The sequence below is a fragment of the Clostridium pasteurianum DSM 525 = ATCC 6013 genome, from assembly GCF_000807255.1.
Taxonomy (GTDB): Bacteria; Bacillota; Clostridia; order Clostridiales; family Clostridiaceae; genus Clostridium_I; species Clostridium_I pasteurianum.
The window spans coordinates 3,132,356-3,155,071 of record NZ_CP009268.1 but is presented as its reverse complement, the minus strand read 5'-3'; the positions used below and the strand labels follow the sequence as shown (position 1 = coordinate 3,155,071).

The 22,716-nt window shown below is 30.4% G+C and carries 14 protein-coding genes; 10 read left to right on the top strand and 4 right to left on the bottom strand.

Going from position 1 to position 22,716, the window contains the following annotated elements:
- Positions 1-66 precede the first annotated feature (66 nt).
- The 3 genes from CLPA_RS14265 to CLPA_RS14255 all read left to right on the top strand — a co-directional run bounded on the left by CLPA_RS14265 (position 67) and on the right by CLPA_RS14255 (position 12,139).
- Entirely contained in the window at positions 67-9,390 is a 9,324-nt protein-coding gene (locus CLPA_RS14265) for a type I polyketide synthase (RefSeq protein ID WP_003443254.1), read from the top strand.
- Between the two features lie 124 nt (positions 9,391-9,514).
- Positions 9,515-11,266 (top strand): AMP-binding protein, encoded by a 1,752-nt coding sequence (locus CLPA_RS14260; RefSeq protein WP_003443252.1) that lies wholly within the window; start codon positions 9,515-9,517, stop codon positions 11,264-11,266.
- Positions 11,267-11,434: 168 nt separating this feature from the next.
- On the top strand, positions 11,435-12,139 hold the full coding sequence (locus CLPA_RS14255; protein ID WP_003443250.1) for a 4'-phosphopantetheinyl transferase family protein: 705 nt from the start codon (positions 11,435-11,437) through the stop codon (positions 12,137-12,139).
- Between the two features lie 135 nt (positions 12,140-12,274).
- Here the strand turns inward: CLPA_RS14255 and CLPA_RS14250 are convergent, their stop codons facing one another.
- The 3 genes from CLPA_RS14250 to CLPA_RS14240 all read right to left on the bottom strand — a co-directional run bounded on the left by CLPA_RS14250 (position 12,275) and on the right by CLPA_RS14240 (position 15,077).
- Complete coding sequence (locus CLPA_RS14250) at positions 12,275-13,801, bottom strand: sensor histidine kinase (RefSeq protein WP_003443248.1); 1,527 nt, start codon at positions 13,799-13,801, stop codon at positions 12,275-12,277.
- A 2-nt stretch (positions 13,802-13,803) separates the two neighbouring features.
- Positions 13,804-14,487: a response regulator transcription factor gene (locus tag CLPA_RS14245; protein ID WP_003443247.1), complete on the bottom strand. Its 684-nt coding sequence runs from the start codon at positions 14,485-14,487 to the stop codon at positions 13,804-13,806.
- A 131-nt stretch (positions 14,488-14,618) separates the two neighbouring features.
- Positions 14,619-15,077, bottom strand: a complete 459-nt coding sequence (locus CLPA_RS14240) for a DUF4342 domain-containing protein (protein WP_003443245.1) — start codon at positions 15,075-15,077, stop codon at positions 14,619-14,621.
- Positions 15,078-15,269: 192 nt separating this feature from the next.
- Here CLPA_RS14240 and CLPA_RS14235 point away from each other — a divergent pair, with 192 nt between their 5' ends.
- From CLPA_RS14235 to CLPA_RS14205, 7 genes are all read left to right on the top strand, one after another.
- Entirely contained in the window at positions 15,270-15,680 is a 411-nt protein-coding gene (locus CLPA_RS14235; protein ID WP_003443242.1) for a DUF1284 domain-containing protein, read from the top strand.
- A gap of 47 nt (positions 15,681-15,727) precedes the next feature.
- Positions 15,728-16,831, top strand: coding sequence for a sensor histidine kinase (locus CLPA_RS14230; protein ID WP_003443240.1), 1,104 nt, complete (start codon positions 15,728-15,730; stop codon positions 16,829-16,831).
- A gap of 37 nt (positions 16,832-16,868) precedes the next feature.
- Entirely contained in the window at positions 16,869-17,489 is a 621-nt protein-coding gene (locus CLPA_RS14225; protein WP_003443239.1) for a response regulator transcription factor, read from the top strand.
- Between the two features lie 271 nt (positions 17,490-17,760).
- Complete coding sequence (locus tag CLPA_RS14220; RefSeq protein ID WP_003443238.1) at positions 17,761-18,279, top strand: hypothetical protein; 519 nt, start codon at positions 17,761-17,763, stop codon at positions 18,277-18,279.
- Positions 18,280-18,344: 65 nt separating this feature from the next.
- Positions 18,345-19,280 carry an ABC transporter ATP-binding protein gene (locus CLPA_RS14215; protein WP_003443235.1) on the top strand — a complete coding sequence of 312 codons (936 nt, stop codon included), beginning with the start codon at positions 18,345-18,347 and terminating at the stop codon, positions 19,278-19,280.
- Positions 19,281-19,291: 11 nt separating this feature from the next.
- Entirely contained in the window at positions 19,292-20,410 is a 1,119-nt protein-coding gene (locus CLPA_RS14210) for an ABC transporter permease (RefSeq protein ID WP_003443233.1), read from the top strand.
- A 1-nt stretch (position 20,411) separates the two neighbouring features.
- Entirely contained in the window at positions 20,412-21,557 is a 1,146-nt protein-coding gene (locus CLPA_RS14205; protein WP_003443231.1) for an ABC transporter permease, read from the top strand.
- A 283-nt stretch (positions 21,558-21,840) separates the two neighbouring features.
- On the opposite strand, the gene gpmA is transcribed toward CLPA_RS14205, so the two are convergent.
- Positions 21,841-22,656 (bottom strand): 2,3-diphosphoglycerate-dependent phosphoglycerate mutase, encoded by an 816-nt coding sequence (gene gpmA, locus CLPA_RS14200; protein WP_003443229.1) that lies wholly within the window; start codon positions 22,654-22,656, stop codon positions 21,841-21,843.
- Positions 22,657-22,716 lie beyond the last annotated feature (60 nt).

Sequence of the window (22,716 nt, the reverse complement as noted above, 5' to 3'; positions counted from 1 at the left end):
ATTAAAAAGATAATTTTATTATCTACAATATAAGTTTTAATTTTATAAATTTTGGGGGAAAAAGAGATGAGTAAAAAAGAAAACATTAAAGATGATGTTAAATTGTCAATTTTAAAGGGGAAACCTATAGAGAACATATACTATAATAAAGGTAATCTTGCAAATCTACTTATTGAAGCAGCTAAAAGTAAAATTAATAATGGTATTGTATTTGTAGAGGAGGATGGAAGAGAAGTCTATCTTTCCTATAAGGATATTTTAGACAAAGCCTATAATGCATTGGGTATTTTACAAAGGTTAGGAATTAAAAAAGGTGAATATGCTATATTTGTCATAGATGAAAGTATAGATTTTGTAGTGAATTTTTGGGGGTGTATTTTAGGTGGAATAATACCTGTTCCCCTTACCCATCCAACGGTTTTTACTAGAGGGAATGCAGTTTCAGAGAAGATAGCAGCTATATGGAAACAGCTTAAAGAACCAGTACTTATTATAGATGGAAAGATGAAAGAAAATTATAATTCTTTTAAAAAAAGTTTTGATCTTAAATCTATGAAAATTATTAATACTGATGAAACAAAAACAGGAGATAAGAAGGGCACTATTAATCTTGGAGAGGTTAATTCACCGGCATTTATACAATTCAGTTCGGGAAGTACAAATACTCCAAAAGGAGTAGTATTAACCCATGAAAATATATTGATAAATGTAGAATCTATGGTAAAGGGAGTAAGACTATGTGCTGAAGATACCATAGTTAGCTGGATGCCCTTCAGTCATGATATGGGACTAATTGGCTTTCATATTGCAGAGGTGGCTGTATCAGCAAAAATTATCAATATACCTACCTTAAGTTTCATTAAAAATCCTATTTTGTGGATGGATTTAATTTCAAAGCATAAGGGAACAGTAACCTGTTCTCCTAGTTTTGGCTATAAACTACTGCTGAGCAGAATGAAAGAAGAAAATTTAAAATTCTGGAATTTAACTTCTTTAAGACTTATTATAAATGGTGCGGAACCAATTTCTACCTCTTTAGTAAAGATATTTTTAGACAAACTTTCTGTATGTGGTTTAAGGAGAAGTAGTATGATTCAAGCCTATGGTATGGCAGAGGCGTCTTTAACTATAACTCTTTCGCCTTTAGATAAAGATCCAATGCATCATAATTTAAGCAGAAAAATTATGGGAATAGAATTGAAAGCAGTAATAAACAAAAGTGACAACAGTGATTCGATTCTAATTGCAGATTTAGGTTATGTAGTAGATGGAATGGAACTTAGAATTATAAACTTTACAGGTGAAATTGTTCCTGAAAAAATAATAGGAGAAATTCAAATTAAAGGAAGAAATATAACTCCAGGATATTTGAATAATTCAGAGCTTAACAGTGAAGTTTTTAATAATGGATGGTTCAGCACAGGGGATATGGGATTTGTAGTGAATAATCGTCTTAGTATCACAGGTAGAATGAAGGATATTATATTTGTAAATGGTCAAAATTTTTATGCTCATGATTTGGAAAATAGAATTGAATCACTGGAAGAAGTAGAACCTGGCAAAATAGCCATATGTGCCTGGCAGGACGAAAAAGAGAAGAGTGAAAAAGTAGCACTTTTTTCAGGACTATCTGGTGAAGCTGAATTCCACTGTAAAATTATTGCCTTTGTAAATGAAATTATGGGAATGAATATAGATTATTTGGTTTTAGTTAAGGATATTCCAAAGACAGCTAGTGGAAAAATAAAGCGTTTTGCATTACTAGAAAACTTCAAGAATGAGCAGTATACAGATAGTACTTATACTGCCAAAGAGTTGTTGATTAATGAAAATTTAAATGATAGGAATAAAAATAAAATATTAGAGAAAGAAGGTATAGAACAAGATACCTATTTAAATATAATAAGGAATATTTGGGGGAAAGTGCTGGAGATTAATCCGGAAAGCATTCCTTTTAACAGACCATTTCTTACACTTGGAGGCAATTCAATTAAGGCAATACAACTGTTAAATTATCTTGAAGAGGAATTTAGTATAACTTTAAGTCATGACATATTGATTAAATGTTCTACTATAAATGAAATGAAGGAATATCTTCTTAATTTCATAAACAGTAACAATTCAGAAAATTTATTAAAAGAAGATGAGAAAAGAGAAATAACTTTGAAGAAATACAACAGGTTAGAAAGTGAAGATATAGCAGTAATATCTTTAGCATGTCGTTTCCCCGAAGCAAAAAATCCAGAAGAATTCTGGAATAATTTAGAAAAAGGAAAAAACAGTATCAGCGAAATACCTTACGATAGATGGAATATAGATAAATACTATGATAAAGATAAGAAGCATGGTAAAACCTACTGTAAAACAGGTGGATTTATAGATAATCCTTATGCTTTTGATGATGAATTTTTTAATATTTCCAGTGAAGAAGCAGAAATTATGGATCCTCAGCAGCGCATTATGCTGGAGCTTGTATATGAGGTATTTGAAAATGCAGGTTATTCAAAAGAGTCAGTAAATAGCAGAAACATAGGAATATTTGTAGGTACGGGTATAAATAATTATTTTGAATATCATCTTAATACATTGAATATGAATAATATAAGGGAATTTACGAGCTTTAATAGCTTTTCAGAGTATGAAAAAAAATCTTTTATGGAAGAGTGGGAAAATAATTTTGGATATACAAAAGAGCATCCTAATTTATTAGTAGACAATATTTTAAATATGGTAGCGGCAAGAGCCTCTCAGGAATTTAATTTAAAGGGACCAAGCCTTACTGTAGACACGGCCTGCTCCTCTGCTCTAGTTACAATTCACATGGCCTGTGATGCTTTAAGAAAAAGTGAATGCGAAATGGCTGTAGCTGGAGGCATAAATCTTTTATTAACTCCTACACCTTACATATATTTCAGTAGTGCAGGGGCTTTATCAAAAACTGGTGAATCAAAGGTATTTGATTCTGGAGCAGACGGTTTTGTACCAGGAGAAGGAGGTGGATTAGTACTTCTAAAACCCCTTAGCAGAGCAATAGATGATAAAGATGAAATTTTAGCAGTTATAAAGGGCAGTGCAGTAAATAATGATGGTCACTCTATAGGTGTTATGGCTCCAAACCCTGATGGACAGAAAAGAGTAATTGAAGCTCTCTATAAAAGAGAAAATATAGATCCTAGAGAAATACAGTATGTGGAGGCCCATGGTACAGGTACTAAAATAGGAGATTCAAGTGAGGTTAGAGCAATTGCACAGGCTTTTAATGAATGGAAACTGGAAAATCAATCCATTGCAATTGGTTCTGTAAAAGCCAATATTGGACATCTATTAAATGCAGCAGGAATTGCCAGCTTTATAAAGGTGGTTTTAGCATTAAAGAACAAAATTATACCTCCAAATGTAAATTTAAATGAGCCTAATCCAATGATTAAATTTTCAGAAACCCCCTTTTATTTTACCCAAAATTCAAAGAAGTGGAAATCAAGTGAAAGTGGAAAAAGAAGAGCGGCTATTAATTCTTTTGGATTCGGAGGTACAAATTGTCATATGCTTTTGGAAGGGGTTCCTGAAGAAATGAAAAGTTCTTCACAAGAAGAAAAAACTATTTCTAAACAGGTTTTATGCTTAACAGCTCATACAGAAAAGGCTTTAAATGATAAGATATGGAATTTATCTGTATTTTTGAAACAAAATATCAACTATACTCTAGAAGATATATGTTATACAGAAAATATGAAAAATGCATCTTTAAAGTATAGAGACAGCATTGCTGCGAATTCTGTGAAAGATTTAATTGAAAAGCTTGATAAGCATATAGGGATAAAGACTCCGATAGAAAAATCACCTAAAATAGCATTGATGTTTACAGGACAGGGTTGTCAGTATGTGGGAATGGCAAAAGAGTTATATAGCTTTATCCCTAAGTTTAAAAAATATGTTGATATGTGTTCAGAAGCTTTTTATCCTTATCTTGGTGAAAAAATAACTGATCTTATATATGGTGATGAAGCAGATGAAAAAATACTGGCACAGACTAATATAACTCAGCCTGTAGTTTTTACTCTGGATTATTCTCTTGGAAGATTTATTATGGAGCTTGGAGTTAAGCCTTACTGTGTGCTTGGACACAGTATAGGAGAATGGGTTGCTGCATGTATTGCAGGAGTTGTGGAGCTTAAAGATGCAGCAAAGATAGTTTCTACCAGAGGAAAGCTTATGAATAGTTTAAAAATACCTGGAGCTATGGCAGCAGTATTTGTTACTGGAGATAAGCTTGAAGCTTTAATCAATAGTTTTAATAAGGAGGTTTGGATAGCTGCCTATAATGGGAATCATCAGGTTATTTCCGGAGTTTCTAAAAGTGTAGATGAATTTATAAGTATTCTTGAAAAAAATAATATAGTATGTAAAAGGTTAAAGGTATCTCAAGCCTTTCATACACCGCTTATGGAATCTATACTTAAGGAATTTCAAGAGGAAATTGAGGGCATAGAGTTTAAAAAACCATCTATACCCATAGTGTCAAATATAACTGCTGCCTTTATAGATAAGCCTTTTGACACGGAATATTGGCTTAAGCATATATTAAGTTCTGTTAAATTTGAGCAAAGCATTAAATTCATTAGAGACAAGGGAGTAAATACTTTTATAGAAGCTGGTCCGGATAAGACTTTAACCAGTATGACAAAGGGAGTGTTAATTGGAGAAGATTTTAATATTTTACCTACGGTTAATCGAAAAAAGGACAATTGGGAAGTTTTTCTTGGGACTCTTGGAAATCTATATTCTGCAGGAGTAAAAATAAATTGGGAAGTTTTCTATAAAAATTTCTCTTACAAAAGAATTCATCTGCCTTCATATCCTTTTCAAAGAAAAATCTATGGACCTAAGTTTGGAAATAGAAATTTAGCAGATAGATGGTTTTATAGATGGCATTGGCAGGAGGCAGCAGAGATACCTGAGAAAAAAATAGATCCTGGTGCAGTAATAATTTTTAGTGACTCTAAGGGTATAGGAAATGAAATTTCAAGAAGATTTAATCAGGAAAGAAATCCAATTTATTTTGTAGAAGCAGGAGAAGAATTTAAATATGAGGGAAAGAATAAATTTATTGTAAATCCAGATAAAAAAGAAGACTACATAAATATTATAAAAAATTTACCTCATAATTTGTCTGCCATTATACACCTTTGGAATTTGCCTTACAGTGATTTTAATGAAGAAGACCTTGTCCTTTCAAAAGATAAATTGCTTCAGGAAAGTGTATATAGCATATTTAATATTGCTCAGGCAGCTAAAGCAGAAAGAGAAGAGAATATAAATTTAATTGTAGTTACGGATAGAGCACAGTTAATTAATAAGAGGGATACTATTCTAGGGCCGCATCAGAGTATAGCAGCAGTACTAGCACAAAGTATAGATGAAGATAATACAGATATTACTTCTAAAATAGTAGATATAGATATTAATGAATATGTAAGTGCTGTAGAAGCGGCAGACAGACTTTTTCATGAATTCAATAGTAAATCAGATTCAGAGAGAATTTCAGTAATACGAGAAAATAAAAGCTTTATTCGTAAATTAGACACATTTAAACCTTCCATAGAAAAGGTGAAGATAAATTCAGGGGAGACTTATTTAATAACAGGAGGAACAAGCTCTCTAGGAGGAGACCTGGCAAAGGAATTGGCGAAACAGGCCAATATAAATTTAATACTTACGGGAAGAACTGCTCTTCCTAAAAGACAATATTGGGAAGAAAAATGTAGTGAGGATATTAGAGAAAAAATTAATTTAATATGTGATTTGGAAAAGCTAGGAGCAGAAGTTATGTATGTTTCGGTAGATGTAACTGATAAAGATAAAATGAAAGATCTAATAAATGCAATTGATAATAAGTATGGAAGTATACAGGGAGTAATTCATGCAGCGGGAGTACTTGACCATTCTTCCTTCAAATTGTTGAATAAGAATACAGAAATACTTAAAAAAGTATTTGCCCCAAAGTTTCAGGGAACTATTATAACAGATTTAGTTACACGGAAAGAACCTTTAAAATTTTTTGTTATGATATCCTCAGTGTCTGCTTCTAAAAAGAAATGGTCACAGGGACTAGGGGAATATGCTGCGGCAAACTCCTATTTGAATGCTTACAGCAATTATAGAAATGGTATAGGAGCAGAAGGTAAAACGATAGTTGTAAATTATTCTCTTTGGGATAATAAGGGTATGGGAGCTGTTTTTGGAGAAACGGCAGGAAATGCTGTAAAGGCTCAAGGGTTAAAACCTCTTTCTCCAAAAAAGGCAGCACAGATATTTATTGAAGCAATTTCTGTATCAGGAGAAAGCAATGTTCATGTAATGGATTTGATAAAAGAGAGTATAGTAAAAAAACCTGAGAATAAAATCATAGAAGATATAGCTCTTTCAACTGCGGAAGAAGTATCCTATTTAGCAGTTAAGGAAGTAAAAGAAATTGTCTATAAAATTATAGGAGAACAGCTGGATATTTCAGTAGACGAACTTGATATTGGAATGAATTTTTTGGAACTTGGTATGGATTCTGTAGGAGCCATAAAAGTAATAGAAAAATTAAGTAAAGAATTAAAAGTGCAGCTGTACCCTACAATTATATTTGAGTATCAGACACCAGAGACTCTGGCAAATCATATAGAAAAATCATATTTTAAAGATGTTAAAGTTACTAATTTGGAGGATATTCAGGAAACAGAAGATACTAAAATAGGAGATATAGCTATTATAGGTATGTCACTTAGAATACCCGGGGCAGATAATTTAGAGGAATACTGGGATATTTTAGATAATGGGAAAGTAACCCTAGGGCAGATTCCAGAAGAAAGATGGTCTATTGAAGAAGAATACAATGAGAATAAGGACTCCTTAAATACTTCCTATTCTAAATATGGAGGCTTTATAAATAAGGCCTATGACTTTGATCCTGTATTCTTTGGAATTTCACCAAAGGAAGCAGAGGTAATGGATCCGCAGCAAAGAGTATTTTTGGAGGTTGCCTTTGAAGCATTACAGGAAGCAGGATATGCTGGAAAATACAGAACAGAAAATGTAGGGGTATTTGTAGGGGCGGAACAAAATAATTACATGGAGCATTTTTCAAATTACAGAAACTATAAAATATTAAAAGAAAAATTTGAAAAAAGTACTTGGTTTAATAATATGACTTATAAGGAAAAGAAGAATATAATAAATACTCTTATAAATGTATTGAAGCCATCAGAATTAAGGGCAGATGCAGTACCTGGAAATGGATTAAATGAAATAGCCGCAAGGGTAAGCCATTGCCTCAATCTTATGGGACCTAGTCTTGTAATTAATACTGCATGTTCTTCTTCTTTGGTAGCTTTGCATATGGCTTGTGAAAGTATAAAGAGAAAAGAAAGTGATATGGCCATTGTGGGTGGAGTAAATTTAAACTTAAGCTCTGTACCATTTATATCCATGAGCAGATTGAGCGCCATATCTCCTTCAGGGGAATGTCGTCCTTTTGATAAAGATGCAGATGGAATGGTTCTATCAGAAGGAGTAAGTGCCATAGTTATAAAATCTGCTAAAGAGGCATTGGAGGATGGAGATAATATTTATGCAGTTATAAAGGGATCTGCTATTAACAACGATGGACATTCTCAAGGAATAACTGCACCAAGACCGATGGGACAGGCTAAAGCTGTAGAAAATGCCTATAGAAACTCGGAAATCAATCCTGAAACCATATCCTATATAGAGGCTCATGGAACAGGTACTCCTCTTGGAGATCCTATAGAAATTCAGGGACTTACCAGCGCCTTCAGGCTGTTTACAGATAAAAGGAAATTTTGCGGCATAGGTTCCGTAAAGTCTTCTATAGGTCATATGCTTGCAGCTTCAGGTTTGGTTAGTCTTATTAAAGTAGTGCTTTCTATGAAAAATAGAAAATTGCCAGCTACTGTTAATTATAAAAATCCAAATACAAATATTAATTTTAATGAAACACCTTTTTTTATAGTAGGTGGAGAAAGCAGTGTATGGCAGCCAGTAGGTGAGAATCCTCTAAGAGCGGGAGTAAATGCCTTTGGGTTTGGGGGTACAAATGCACATATTATTCTTGAAGAAGCACCTGTAAGTGAACAGTCAAAATTGAAACCTAATAATGTGAAGACGCATATGCTTCAGCTTACAGGAAAAAGTGAAACTGTAATAGAGAATACTGCAAGAAGATTAAAGCTATATATAGAACTAAATCCACAAGTAAACCTATCTTCTATATGTGCTACTATGAACAGTAGCCAAAAGCAAATGAAACATAGAAGTGTTTTTATAGCGGAGTCTAGAGAAAAATTATTGACATTACTGGATTATGCAGTACAGGGAAAGCAGCAAGTGGATATTTACAGTGGGAAAGCTAATCCTAAGAGAGGAAATATATGTTATTTGTTGCTGGATGGAAGTATCCATATAAATGAGGATGAAGTTGAAATTTTAAAAAACAGATTTCAGATATTTAATAGAAGCTATAGTGAATGTGAGGGAGAACTAAAAACTATACAAACTACAAAAGAAATAGATGGTACTGTAAAGAAAAGAATAGAAGCATTTTCTCTTGAATATGCGCTGGTATGTATTTTTAAAGATCTAAAGATTGATATTGAAAGTATAATTGCAAAGGGGTTTGGGATATTAAGCAGTCTTGTATTAACGGGAAATTTAAGTGTAAAAGAGGCTTTGAACCTTATAGTAAGCAATTTTAATCTGGACAAAGTATATGATGTGGATAATAAAAGAAAGACATATTTTAACTGTGATGTAATAACCAATTTTGAAGCATTTAAGGATAGTGAAGAAAAGCTTACTGTTATAAAAGATGTATTAGATGAGAATAGAATATATAAGAAATTGAATCAAATAGTAAAGAAAAATGAAGTGATAATATGTATAGATAGCAGTGAAAGTATAAAAGAGGAGATTTCTGAATTAAATACTGAAGGAATTTTACTGCAGTTATGCAATGAAGTTGATAACAAAAACTTTGAGAAAGAAATATTAATACTATTGGCTAAACTATATATCTGTGGTGCAGATTATAATCCTAGAAATATCTATCCACCAAAGGTACTTAAAGTTTCTCTGCCATCTTATCCTTTTGAAAATTGTACCTATAAGGCAGAATTTAAGGAAGATATGGATAGATATGATGAATTTTATAATAAAAATATTATTATTGAAGAGGAATCCTATTATGACAGAATGACAGATTATAAAGAAGTATTAGATTCTTCAGATGATTCTAGATTAATAAAGATTACGGGCAGAAGTGAACTCAGCATAAATGAAAAGCAGATATCTTATGAAAGGCTCAGCAGGGATTTTAATTTTAAGTAAATTAGGCTATTTTCATAAATAATCTACATTTTAAAAGTTCCAAATAAATTATTGTGTATCTGCATAAACAATTATAAATATAATAATTGTTTATGCAGACAAATTAAGATGAGGGGTGAAAAGTTTGGGGAATATATTAACTTTGGCTGAGGGATTAATTAAATCTGCTGCCAGTAATTGTGAAAGGGGAATTTTTTTAATAAATGGAGAGGACAAAGAAGAATTTATTTCTTATAAACAGCTATATATAGGGTCGCTTAAGATATTGTATAATCTGCAGAGGGAAGGATTAAAGCCTGGAGATGAACTTATAATTCAAATTAAAGACACAGATAACAAATTATTTGTATATATATTTTGGGCATGCATATTGGGAAAGATAATACCTGTTCCCGTCAGTGTAACCCATAGAGAAAATGCTTTCAAAGTTTTAAAGATATTTAGGCAATTAAAGAATCCAAAGGCAATTGTAAATGAAAGATGTCTTGAGGACTTGAAAAAGTTTGTTATAGGCACAAGCTTTGAAAATACTCTACAGGAAATTGATGAAAGCTCAATTTCTGTGGATACAATAACTAAGGAAAATGGTATAGGTAAAATAGAGGTTATAGGCCAGGAGGATATAGCTTTTATACAATTTTCCTCTGGCTCTACTGGGGACCCTAAGGGAGTTGTTTTAACTCATAAAAATTTAGTTACTAATATAGGTGATATTATTGAAGGATTTAGAGGCACTGAAAAAGACAGTGCTTACAGCTGGATGCCCTTAACTCACGATATGGGAATAATAGGTCTTCATATGCTGCCCTTAATTCTTAATATCAATCAGTATTTAATGCCAACTTCTTTATTTGTAAAAAATCCAGTGTTATGGATAAAGAAAATTAATGAACACAGAGTAACAATTACCGCAGCTTCAAATTTTGGCTTTAGGTATTTTCTAGATAAGCTTAAGGATACCATATATACTGATTGGAATTTAAGCTGTATAAGAAAGTTATTTAATGGGGCAGAGCCTATAGCCGTAGATATAATTAATGAATTTTTGTATAAATTGTCACCTTATCATTTAAAAAGAGACGCTATGTATACTGTATATGGTATGGCAGATGCCAGTTTAGCCGTAGCTTTTCCTCCAGTAGATGAGGAATTCTCCTGTATATATGTGAGAAGGGATTCACTTAATATAGGCAATCAAGTTATTGAATTAAAGGCTAATGAAGAATCGGATATAAGTATGGAGCTTGTAGTGGAAGGCTATAGTGTAAAGCACTGTAATATAAGAATAGTAGATGATAATAGAAATGTTTTAGAAGAGGGAAGACTTGGAAATATTCAAATCAGTGGAGACAATGTAACAAAAGAGTACTATAACAATCCTGAGCTTACGGAAAAAATTATAAGTAAAGATGGTTGGCTTTCCACTGGGGACTTAGGTTTCATAAAGGATGGAAGAATTGTTGTTGTAGGAAGGTCAAGGGATGTAATTACAATAAATGGAGTAACTTATTATCCACATTATATCGAAAAGAAATGTGAAGATATAGAAGGTATTTCTACAGGGAGAATAGTTGCTTGTGCTCTAAAGGATAGATTTATTAAAGAAGATAAATTGATTATATTTTTACTCTTCAAGAGAAAAATAGAGGACTTTATAGATTTTGCAGAAGGAGTGAAGACAGTAATAGAAGAAAAGATTAATATAAACGTAGATGAAGTTATTCCAGTAAGATCTATTCCCAAAACTACCAGTGGAAAGATACAGAGATTTAAACTTATAGACAAGTACAGAAAAGGTGAATTTCAAGAGCATATTCATAAAGTAGCAGAAGTTATGGAGAGAAAAATAATAGATACCATTGTCTCTAGGGATTAAATCATTATGGAAGTTGTAAAATAAATTAATATATTAAATTCATTTTATAAGAAAATAAATAACTAGAGAGCTATTTGAATTTGAAATAAAATCAGAAGGCTATAGTGTAAATTTAAGGCAATATTGGCAATAATATATTTGTAAAAGTAATTGTAAGAGGAGAAAAAAATGTTTGAAATATATGCTGTGAATATTAGAGATTTTAAAGATGAAAAAATACTTGATGAATTTTTTAAATATATATCTGCTGAAAAAATACAGAGATTATTAAGATTTAGAATATCTGAAGATAAAAAAAGAGGAATGGTAAGTGATCTGTTAGTAAGATACTTAATATGTAATAAACTAAAGATAAAGAATCATGAAATAAATTTTACTGTTAACAAGTTCGGAAAACCCTTTCTTAAGGATTATATAGGTTTAGAGTATAATATATCACACTCCAATGAGTTAGTGGTATGTGCTATAGGGAACTATGGTGTTGGTATAGATATAGAATACATAAAGGATATAGATCTTAATACAGCAAATTATGTCTTTTCAACTGAGGAATATGAAGAATATAATAATGTTTCATTAAATAAAAAGCTGGATTATTTTTATTCTATTTGGACACTTAAAGAAAGTCTTATAAAGGCAAAGGGTATGGGATTACATATACCAATGAACTCTTTTACTTTAACGAGAAATTCTAATAAGGAGTTATACTGCTTATATAATAATTCTAAATATTATTTTAAGGAATATAGCATTCCAGAATATAAACTATCCATATGTTCCAAGATGAAAGCTTTTCCAAAAGATATTCAATTTTATAGTTCTAGTGAATTCCTTAGTTTTTTTGAGCCTGCATTAAAAAAACAATTATTATAATTAATTTTTATGAAAAATATTCAAAATAGTTTATTTTATAAATGTATATTAAGGTTTTATAGTATTTATACAAATTAATTAACAGGTAAGGCTTTATAAATACTATAAAACAAAGCTATAAAATTTATGATATAATTAAAGTTTAATTATAGGTAAATGCAGGGCTATTTTAGTTCCTGCACTAAGTTCACTACGTACATCTATTGAACCCTTATGAGCTAGTATAATCCATTTTGCTATGGAGAGACCAAGACCGGTTCCTCCAGTTTTTTTTGTCCTGGATTTATCTGCTCTGTAAAATCTGTTAAATATATTTGGAAGATCTTCCTTTGAAATACCTATTCCTGTATCTTTAATTGTAATTATAAGTTCACTTTTTAGTTGATAAGAATCTATTGATATTATTCCATTCTCTGGAGTATATTTTATGCTATTGTCTATAAATATTCTCAAGGCCTCTTTAATTAATTTAGGATCTGCGTTAACTAATAATCTATCATTAATTGTATTTTTTATTTCATGGTCGTTATCAATTAATTTTGTCTCTTTTATCACTTCATCAATCAATTCATTTATATAAAAGGTTTCTATTTCTATTTTCTGAGTATTTTTATCACTTCTAGATAAAAATAAAAGTTTTTCAATTAACACCTTCATATTTTCTGCCTCAGTTTTAATGGATTCTATGGATTCTTCAAGAACTGCTTTATCCCCTTTTCCCCATCTTGACAATAGATTTGAATAACCTTGTATTACTGAGATTGGTGTTCTAAGTTCATGAGAAGCATCTGAAACAAATTGATTTTGAGCTTCATAGGAAGCTTCTATTCTGTCAAGCATTCTGTTGAAGGTTTTCGCTAGATCCTTTAATTCATCCTGAGAGCCACTTACATCAAGTCGGGTGTTTAAGGCATTTACTGTGATGTTTTTTACAGTTTTTGTCATGGTATCTACAGGCTTAAGTAACCTTTTACTGGTTTTAGCCCCAATAGCACTTATTATTACAATAAAAACTGAATTAATAAATAATAAGATAAAAAATAAAATTAACAAGCTGAGAATTTCTTTATATAAATTATATCTAATCTGAATATAAATATCTTCTGAATTCAAAATAACCTTATTATTTGAAATTAAATATATATAAGAGGATTTTAAATTAGTAGTATTATTTATATTAGAAGGCAAAGATAATAAATAGTTTTCATTTAAATTATAAACTCCTGAAATATTGTCTTTCTTATAAAAAGTTATAGAATTAGTATCTTTTTCTGTAGTATATATAATTTTATAATCAGCATTAAAGATAGTTATATATACATTGTCTAGATTAGAAAGCTGATCAATGGAAGTTTTGGAGATTCCTTTGCTATTCATTATATCAGATGAAATTATTTTAAAATTTCTATATATTATATCCTCTGAATTTTTACCCATATATATTGTAAAGGCTATTAATAAGCTTGTGCTTAACAATAAAAGCATTAATGCAAAAATTGAAGCATAGGTGGCAGTTATTTTAAAAGTTATGGAAAATCGGAGCTTTTTAATTATTAATTTTCTCAATTCATCAAATAATCTGATACAGGCTTTAAATATAGTTACATATATCCATATAGTAAACTTAAGAAATTGTATAAATAATTCTAGAATTTTCTTCATAGTTAATCATCCTTTAACAGGTAGCCTACTCCTCTAACCGTATGAATTAATTTTTTATGATATCTATCATCAATTTTGCTCCTTAAGTATCTTATATATACATCTACTACATTAGTATCTCCTACATAATCATATCCCCATACTGTATCCATTAGCTTTTCTCTGGTGAGTACAATATTTTTGTTTTTCAAAAGATATTGTAGAAGATCAAATTCTCTTTTGGTTAAATCTATAGAATTATCCTTAAAGGATACAGTGTATTTTTCAAGATCCATTTTAAGACTTCCTGCAGTTAAAATCTTTGATACTTTTGGTGCTGAGGGTTTTAATTTTAAACAGCGTCTTATTCTTGCAAGAAGCTCCTCTATGGCAAAGGGCTTTGTTACATAATCATTAGCGCCCATATCAAGTCCCATGACTTTATCAATAACTTCATCTTTAGCTGTAAGCATTATTACAGGAATTTCAGTGGACTGCCTTAGTTTTCTCAGAACTTCTATGCCATTCATGGAAGGGAGCATTATATCCAGAAGTATTAAGTCAAAAGTTTCACTTAAAGCTTTATTCAAACCCTCTCTTCCATCATGACACTGCTCAACTGAATAGCCTTCATATTTTAGTTCCAGTTCCAGAAATCTTGCAATTTTTAATTCATCTTCTACTATAAGAATTTTTTCACCTGACATGATTTCCCTCCAAGTTATACTTAAGATATTTTAATTATACAGTAAATGTTGATAGATAGTATAGAGAGAACATATTTTGTTTTGTGATTTAATACTTAATAGGAGAAAAGACGAAAAATTTCTCACTATAATTAATTAGATGTTTTAGAATTACCATCCTCATTAAACTTTTTCTTTGCATCATCTACTACATTAGATATTTTATCTAATGTTTCATTAACTTTTGAAGGTTCTCCATCTTTTCCCTTAAATTTAAATCTGTGTCCGGTAATTAAAGCGAGTATTAGTGCTCCTAAAGTGACATAAGGTGCAACTACAGTAACTATTACTACTATAGTTACAGGTAAACTTAATATTACGTCCTCTTTTTTTCTGATAATAAATTTTGTAACATTACCTTTTTTAATAAGCTTTTTAATAGCTGCAAAAAAACCAGTATCTTCATTATTTTTAACTTTACTCTGTTTTTCCAGATATATTAAAGCCTCAACTAAATCTCCATTACACTTTTCAAGGGCGTCCTTTGCTTCCTCATAGTTTACGTTAGCTCTCTTTCTAAGTTCATCAATTAATTCTACATTAAATGTCATTTTAATTCCTCCTTTAATTTATAGCATTTGTTAATAAATAACTAGTTCATAAATCTAAATATTTTCTAGATTTAACTTGTTATTTTTACTATGCTTAATCTATACTTTTATTATAGAAAGGGAAGATTAGAGAAAAATTAGTGAAAGATTAGAATTAGATTAGAAATTAGTCAAGAATATAGGAGAAAAGTTATGAATAAAAGAATATTAAATATAAGAGCACATCATTTCCTATGTATGCAGGGATTTCAGGGCTATGGCTACAGCAGTAAATTTGTAATTCATATGAGTGAAATAGTAAATTACATAAGGGAAAATTTAGATTGTAAAATAAGGCTCATTAATAGTTGTGATGATATCTGTAGTGCATGTTTTAAAAATAGGTATAATCAGTGTATTGATAAAGAAGTTTATAATATGGATAATATAGTACTTACCAAATTAGAACTTGGTAATGGTGACATAATAAGAGCTAAAGAGGGATTTGATATAGTAAATGATAGATTAAACACTGAAGAAGATGTAAAAGATATATGTAGAGATTGCAGATGGACAGAAAAGTGTTTGTGGCATTTAAAACATATAGAAAAAATCGATCTATAAGCTTGGATAGATGCTTAAATTATATATTTAAAGGGGTTTATATTTCAATGGAACATTGGATTAGTGCAACCAAACTTGTAATTTTATTTTATTGTGTTATGGAATATGCTGTGAATGGAAATAAATCCATCCCTCAGGTGGTTTTATTTATTTTAATTTATATATCAGCTAACTCTATTATCTATTTAGTGAGGGAAAATAAATTAAAAAAGACACTGCTATTTTTACTTATTATAATTATAGTAAGATATTTATATTATCTTGACCCTATATTTACATTACTTTTACCTATAAGTATATTTGAATTATTTTTTGACTTAACAGATATAGTATTTATTCCCATACTTATAACCTTAATCCCTGTGTATTTTCTCAATCCTTATATGAAAATAGATTATGTTACTTTAAGTCTTATAAGTTTTATAGTATATTTTTCATGTTACAAATACACTAAAAGGATACAATATATATTAAGTGAAAATGATAATATGAGAGAAAAGTTGCATATCTTGTCTATAAGGTTAAATAAGAATTCAGATTATGAAAGTCAGATAAGATATCTATCAAGACTTGAGGAGAGAAATAAACTTTCCCAGGAAATACATGATAAAATAGGCCATGCTTTGTCAGGAAGTATAATACAGCTGGAAGCAGCAAAATTATTTTTGGGAAAGGATAATTTAAAATCGGAAGAAATAATTCAGAGAGTTATAGGTATATTGCGAAATGGAACCGAGAGTATAAGATTGTCTTTAAAGAATATAAAACCTCCTAGGGAGCAAATAGGTATTAATAGATTAAAAATTTTACTTGACGAATTTTCAGTAAATAATAATATAAAGACTACTTTAGTTCATTCAGAAAATTTAGATAGAATATCTATACTGCAATGGAAGGTAATATATGATAATGTAGGTGAGGCACTTACCAATGCTTTAAAGTATTCTAAGGCATCTCTAATTTCAATAAATATACAGATACTTCCCAAATTTATAAAAGCTGAAATAAAGGATAATGGAGTAGGGGCAGATAATGTACAAAAAAGCCTTGGCATAACGGGAATGGAGGAGAGATGCAGTAGTCTCGGAGGAAAACTTATAGTAGATGGATCTAAAGGCTTTTCTGTAATAAGCCTATTACCTGTACAGTAGTTTGTTATTAAATTTATATAGAGAGGGTGATTTAGAAGTGTCAATTAAACTTATAATAGCTGATGATGATGCCATAGTAAGGGAAGGTTTTAAAATGATTCTTAGTATGGATAAAGATTATGAAATTCTTTATTGTGCAGAAAATGGAGAAGAAGCCGCAAAGTATTGCATAAAAAATAAAGTAGATGTAGCTCTTTTAGATGTAAGAATGCCTGTGAAAAATGGAGTAGAGGCCACCAGAGAAATTTGCGGTAATACAGATACAAAGGTTCTTATTCTTACTACTTTTGATGATGACGAGTTTATAAAGGATGCTATTAAAAATGGGGCTAAAGGATATCTTTTAAAGAGCAATACACCAGAGAGAATAAAGGATGCCATAAGGATGGTACAAGGCGGTCATACTGTCATTCAGGATATAATATTTGATAAGATAAAAGAAGAAATTGGAAATAGTAAAGAAAATAAATTGAATAAAACTCTATTTTCAAAAAGGGAAATAGAGATAATTGAAAGCATATCAAGAGGATTATCCAACAAAGAAATAGCAAAGGAATTATATATATCTGAAGGAACAGTGGCAAACTATATAACTTCCATATTGAACAAAACTGGACTTGAACACAGAACTCAAATAGCAATTTATTATCTTACCTAGGTGAACTATTTTAATGTTTTTGCTTACTGAATATAAACAAGGATCAAGCCCTTTGATAAATATAAAATTTAGAGTATGAGTTTTCTCACATATAAAAAGTGAATATTATCATATTAAAGTAGTGAGCTTATGTACTATTTATAGGTTCACTATTTTTTTATAATTATATTGTAAATAGAAATTATAAATTTAATAGGTCAATGCATTATGTTTAGTGAAAATTATACTGATTACAAGAAGGATTAAAATATTAAAGGAGGAGGAATTATTCATGAGAAAGTATAACACTTGGACCATTTTATTAATTATAATCGTAGTTGTTATTATAGCACCACATTTATTAAAATTTGTATTTTCAGCAGTCTTTGTATTAATAGTTGTTGCCTTTATATTATTTATATTAAAAAAGTATGGTAATGAAAATGGATATAACAAAATGGACAGAATGTTTATGAGTGGAGAAGTGAAAGCCACAGATCTCCATAATAAATATGATTTTACCTTTTCCAGTGTCATATTGGACTGTGCTGAATTAGTAACACCACTGCAGAATAAAAATATGAAAGTTGATGTAACCTTTTCTAAATGTGTAATAAAAATTAATCCCAATGTACCAGCTCTAATAAGAATAGATAGCAGCTTTGCCAATGTAACACTTCCTAATAATACAAGGATTACTTTTGGTGAACAGAGTTATGAAGCAGCAGGATATAAAAGAGGATTACCTTATTTTTATATAAAGGTTGATGTAGCTTTTAGTGATGTGAAAATTATAGAAAATACTAATTAAAAGGACTTTAAATAATTAGATGTTTATAAAAATTTTTAAAATAATCTATATAAGGAGTGGATTCTATGAAAGTAGTAAAAATTGAAAATTTGGTGAAAAAGTTTGGAAATACTGCAGCAGTAGATAAAATTACATTAGATATTGAAGAAGGTGAGATATATGGACTTTTAGGTCCCAATGGGGCTGGAAAGAGTACAACTATAAATATGATCTGCGGACTGCTTTCACCTAATGAAGGCACCATAGAAATACTGGAAAAAGATATAAGAAAAAATAAAATATTTGCCAAGAAAAATATAGGAATAGTTCCTCAGGATATAGCTATATATGAAGATCTTACAGCTTATGAAAATGTTAAGTTCTTTTCAGGACTTTATGGCTTTAGAGGAAGTGAACTGAAAGCAAGAGTAGAAGAGGCACTTGAATTTGTGGGACTTATGGATAAGGCAAAAAGTTTTCCAGGGAGCTTTTCTGGAGGGATGAAAAGAAGACTTAATATTGCCTGTGCCATTGCTCACAGACCTAAGGTTATAATAATGGATGAGCCTACCGTTGGAATTGACCCTCAGTCAAGAAATCATATACTTCAGTCCGTTAAAAAATTGAATGAAATGGGAAGTACTATTGTATATACAAGTCATTACATGGAAGAAATAGAGGAAATCTGTACAAGGATTGGTATAGTAGATCATGGTAAACTCATAGCTGAGGGAACAAAGGAGGAACTTAAAAGCAGTATTTCTGATACAAATACAGTTTGGGTAACTGTACAGTCCCTAAACAATTTTGATGTAGATGAATTAAACAGTATTAATGGTGTTGTAAGTGTGGAATTGGATGATAATGTTGTTAAAATAAGCAGCTCTCAAGATATAAATAATTTGGATAAGATAATTTGGTTTTTTACTGACAAGGGAATTCATATAAGAAATGTAGAAACAAAGACTCCGGATTTGGAAACAGTATTTCTTACCCTTACGGGTAGAAAGCTTAGAGATTAGGGGGAAAATTTATGAGTGTTTTAATTATAGCTTTTAAAAGCATAAAGCAGACCTTTAGAAATAAAAAGGCACTTGCCATGGGACTTTTATTTCCTATAGTATTAATTTTCATATTGGGTACTGTATTATCAGCTGCTTTTAGTGATTCTAGTACTTTTAAAAATATAAGTGTAGCATATATAAAACAGGACAATGGGGATCTCTCTAAAGGATTTGATAATTTTATAGATAAAGGCAATTCTATTGGAATAAAATATTCAAAGGTTAACACGGAAGAAAAAGGAATAAAAGCAGTTAAAAATGGAAACTTTACTGCTTTTATTGAGATAAATAATAATGGAATCAAATTATATAAAAGTGATTTGGCTGGTATACAAGGCAGCGTTTTAGAATCAATTATGCAGTCTTTTCTTCAAAGATACGGAGCTGTAATAGAGATAGCAAAAGTTAATCCAAGTGCTTTAGAGGAAATTAATAATAATGCCAGCTATGAAGGATTAGTTAAAAATATTTCATTGAATGACAAGACAAAACCAGAAGCTATGGATTATTATGCAGTAACCATGCTTACCCTTATAATACTTTATTCTTCAATGAATGGAATGCAGTCAATAGTTGGAGAAAGAACAGGAAAAACACAGGATCGTTTGTTTTGTGCTCCTATAAGTAAATATAATATATTAATAGGTAAAATACTTGGAAATATTATTTACTCAGCAGTGCAGATTGCAATAATTATAGCCTTTAGTAAATTTGTATTTCATGCTTATTGGGGAGATCATCTTGGTACAATATTTGTTATAGCTTTAGCAGAATCTGTAATGACTGTAAGTATTGGGGCAGGTCTTTCTTTTATAATAAAAGATACCGGAGCATTAAGCGGACTATTAAGTATGTTAAGTACAATACTTGCATTTTTAGGAGGGGGATATTTTCCTTTAGATGGTATGGGTAAAAGTATGCAGATGGTAGCTAATATTTCTCCAATAAAATGGATTAATGAAGCCATGTTTAAGGTTATATACAGCAATGATTTCAGTTCTGTGGGTATAGCAATATTTATAAGTTTGTTAATATCAGTTATTTTTATAGCAATTTCATCTCTTGGATATAGAAAGGAGGCAGTGTAGTATGAAAAATTTAATTTGGCTTGCTATGAACAATTTAAAAGTAACTTTTGGGAAGAAGAAAAGTATATTCACATATTTTATTATGCCTGTAGTTTTTATATTGATTCCAATGGTTTTATATAATAATATAGGAAGCAGTTCTATTAAAATAGGAGTTGCAGATAAGGATAAAAGTGCACTATCAAGTGATTTTGCAAAAGCCATTGGGAAACAGAATAGTCTCAAGCTCACCAATATAAACCATGAAAATCCAAAGGGAGATATAGCAGCAGGAAAGGTAGATTGTGTTATTACTATTCCACAGGGATTTGAAGAAAGTATATATAATAATTCTTTAAAAAAGCCTGAAATATTATCTCTTAAAGGAGAATCTTCTACAGCATGGATAAATAATTATTCAAACATATATTTAAGAAATCTTTTAGATATATGGAAAGCATCTAAGGAAAATAAACAGGCATTTAATAAAATGTATGATGGTCTTAAGGGAAGCGGTCTATCTTTTAAATCTTCAAGTGTACAGGATACTTCAAGAGGTAAGGGAATGACTTCACAAAGCATTGGATTTCTAATTATGTTTATGATGATAGGGGCAGGTTCTTTTACTGAAATTATTCTTAAGGAAAAGAAAAATAGAACTTATTTTAGAATATGTTCAGCACCTGTAAGCTCTAGGATATATATACTTGGCAATGTGATTTCTAGTTTTATAATTGTTGCAATTCAGGCATTTATTACTTTGGTTGCTATGACAAAACTTTTTAAGATTCAAACCTATGTACCATTTTGGCAGATGTATGTAATACTATTGAGTTTTGGGTTTGTAGCCATTGGTCTTGGAATACTTTTAGTGGCTTTTTCCAAGGATTCAACACAGTCAAATACATTAATGACATTAATAATAACACCAAGCTGCATGATTAGCGGATGCTTTTTTCCTGTGGACTTTATGCCTGAAGCCGCAAGAAAAATTGCAGATTTTCTACCTCAAAGATGGGTAATATCAGCTATAGAGAAACTTCAAACCAATAGCAGCTTTTCAAGTATATATCTTAATCTTATAATAATACTTGGTTTTGCTTTTACCTTCTTTATAGTAGCTGCCTATAGATTCAGCAGAGATGAAAATATAAAGAATTTTGTTTAGAGTAGAATAAATATTTTTAGATAATTAAACTATACCACATATAATCAGATTTTTTCTGTGTATATGTGGTATAGTTTATTTTTGGATTCTGTCACTGTCAACTTTCAACTATCCATTTAACAGCTATATTTACAACCATCACTTTCCCTATTTAATATTTGTTCTTTGAACTTTATACTTTAGATAGCTCACTATCTGCGGAACCTGTTTCCTTGCTCAATTCAAAATATCCGTCGCATATTTGACTTACTATTTATTTTCATATGCCTTATTTAATATAAAATTAGTGGCTGTGCTGTATTTTTTGTTTTTCTGCTACATCAGTTAAATCTTTAAAAGTATCCTCTTTTGTTTTTGCATCAACTACAGGCACATCTAAGGAAATTTGAATTTCAGGTAATTCGCCAGTAAGGCCTAAATAATAGTTTCTTATAGGTTTTAAATTATCATTCAACTCATAAACTAAAGGCGTACCTGTTGGAATATTTAAATTTATTATTCCGTTTGCTGGTATTTTATCCAGGTATTTTACCAAAGCTCTTAAGGTATTACCATGAGCAGCTATTATAACCTTTTTATTCTTTTTTATTTCAGGGACAATAACCTTATGCCAATATTCAAGTACTCTTTTTTCTGTATCCTCGAGATTTTCTGTAAGAGGAATTTCATTTTCTCTTAAATCTTTGTATTTACCTTCATTTCCAGCATACCTTTTATCAGTTTTATCTAAAGCAGGCGGTCTTACATCTACAGAACGTCTCCAGATATGAACCTGATCATCACCATATTTCTTAGCAGTTTCAGCTTTATTCAGCCCCTGAAGATCACCATAATGCCTTTCATTAAGTTTCCAGCATTTATTTACAGGAATCCACATAAGATTCATTTCATCCAATATGATATCGAGAGTCTTTATTGCTCTTTTTAAAACGGAGGTATAGGCAATATCAAAAGTATATCCATTATTTTTTAATATTTTTCCAGCTGTTCTGGCTTCTTCAACACCTTGAGGGGATAGATCTACATCTGCCCAGCCAGTAAATCTGTTTTCCTTATTCCATTCACTTTGACCATGTCTTATTAAAACTAACTTTATCATAAAATCACTTCCTTTTTCTAATAGAGACAATTTTACAATTAATCTATTTGTAAAATTAAA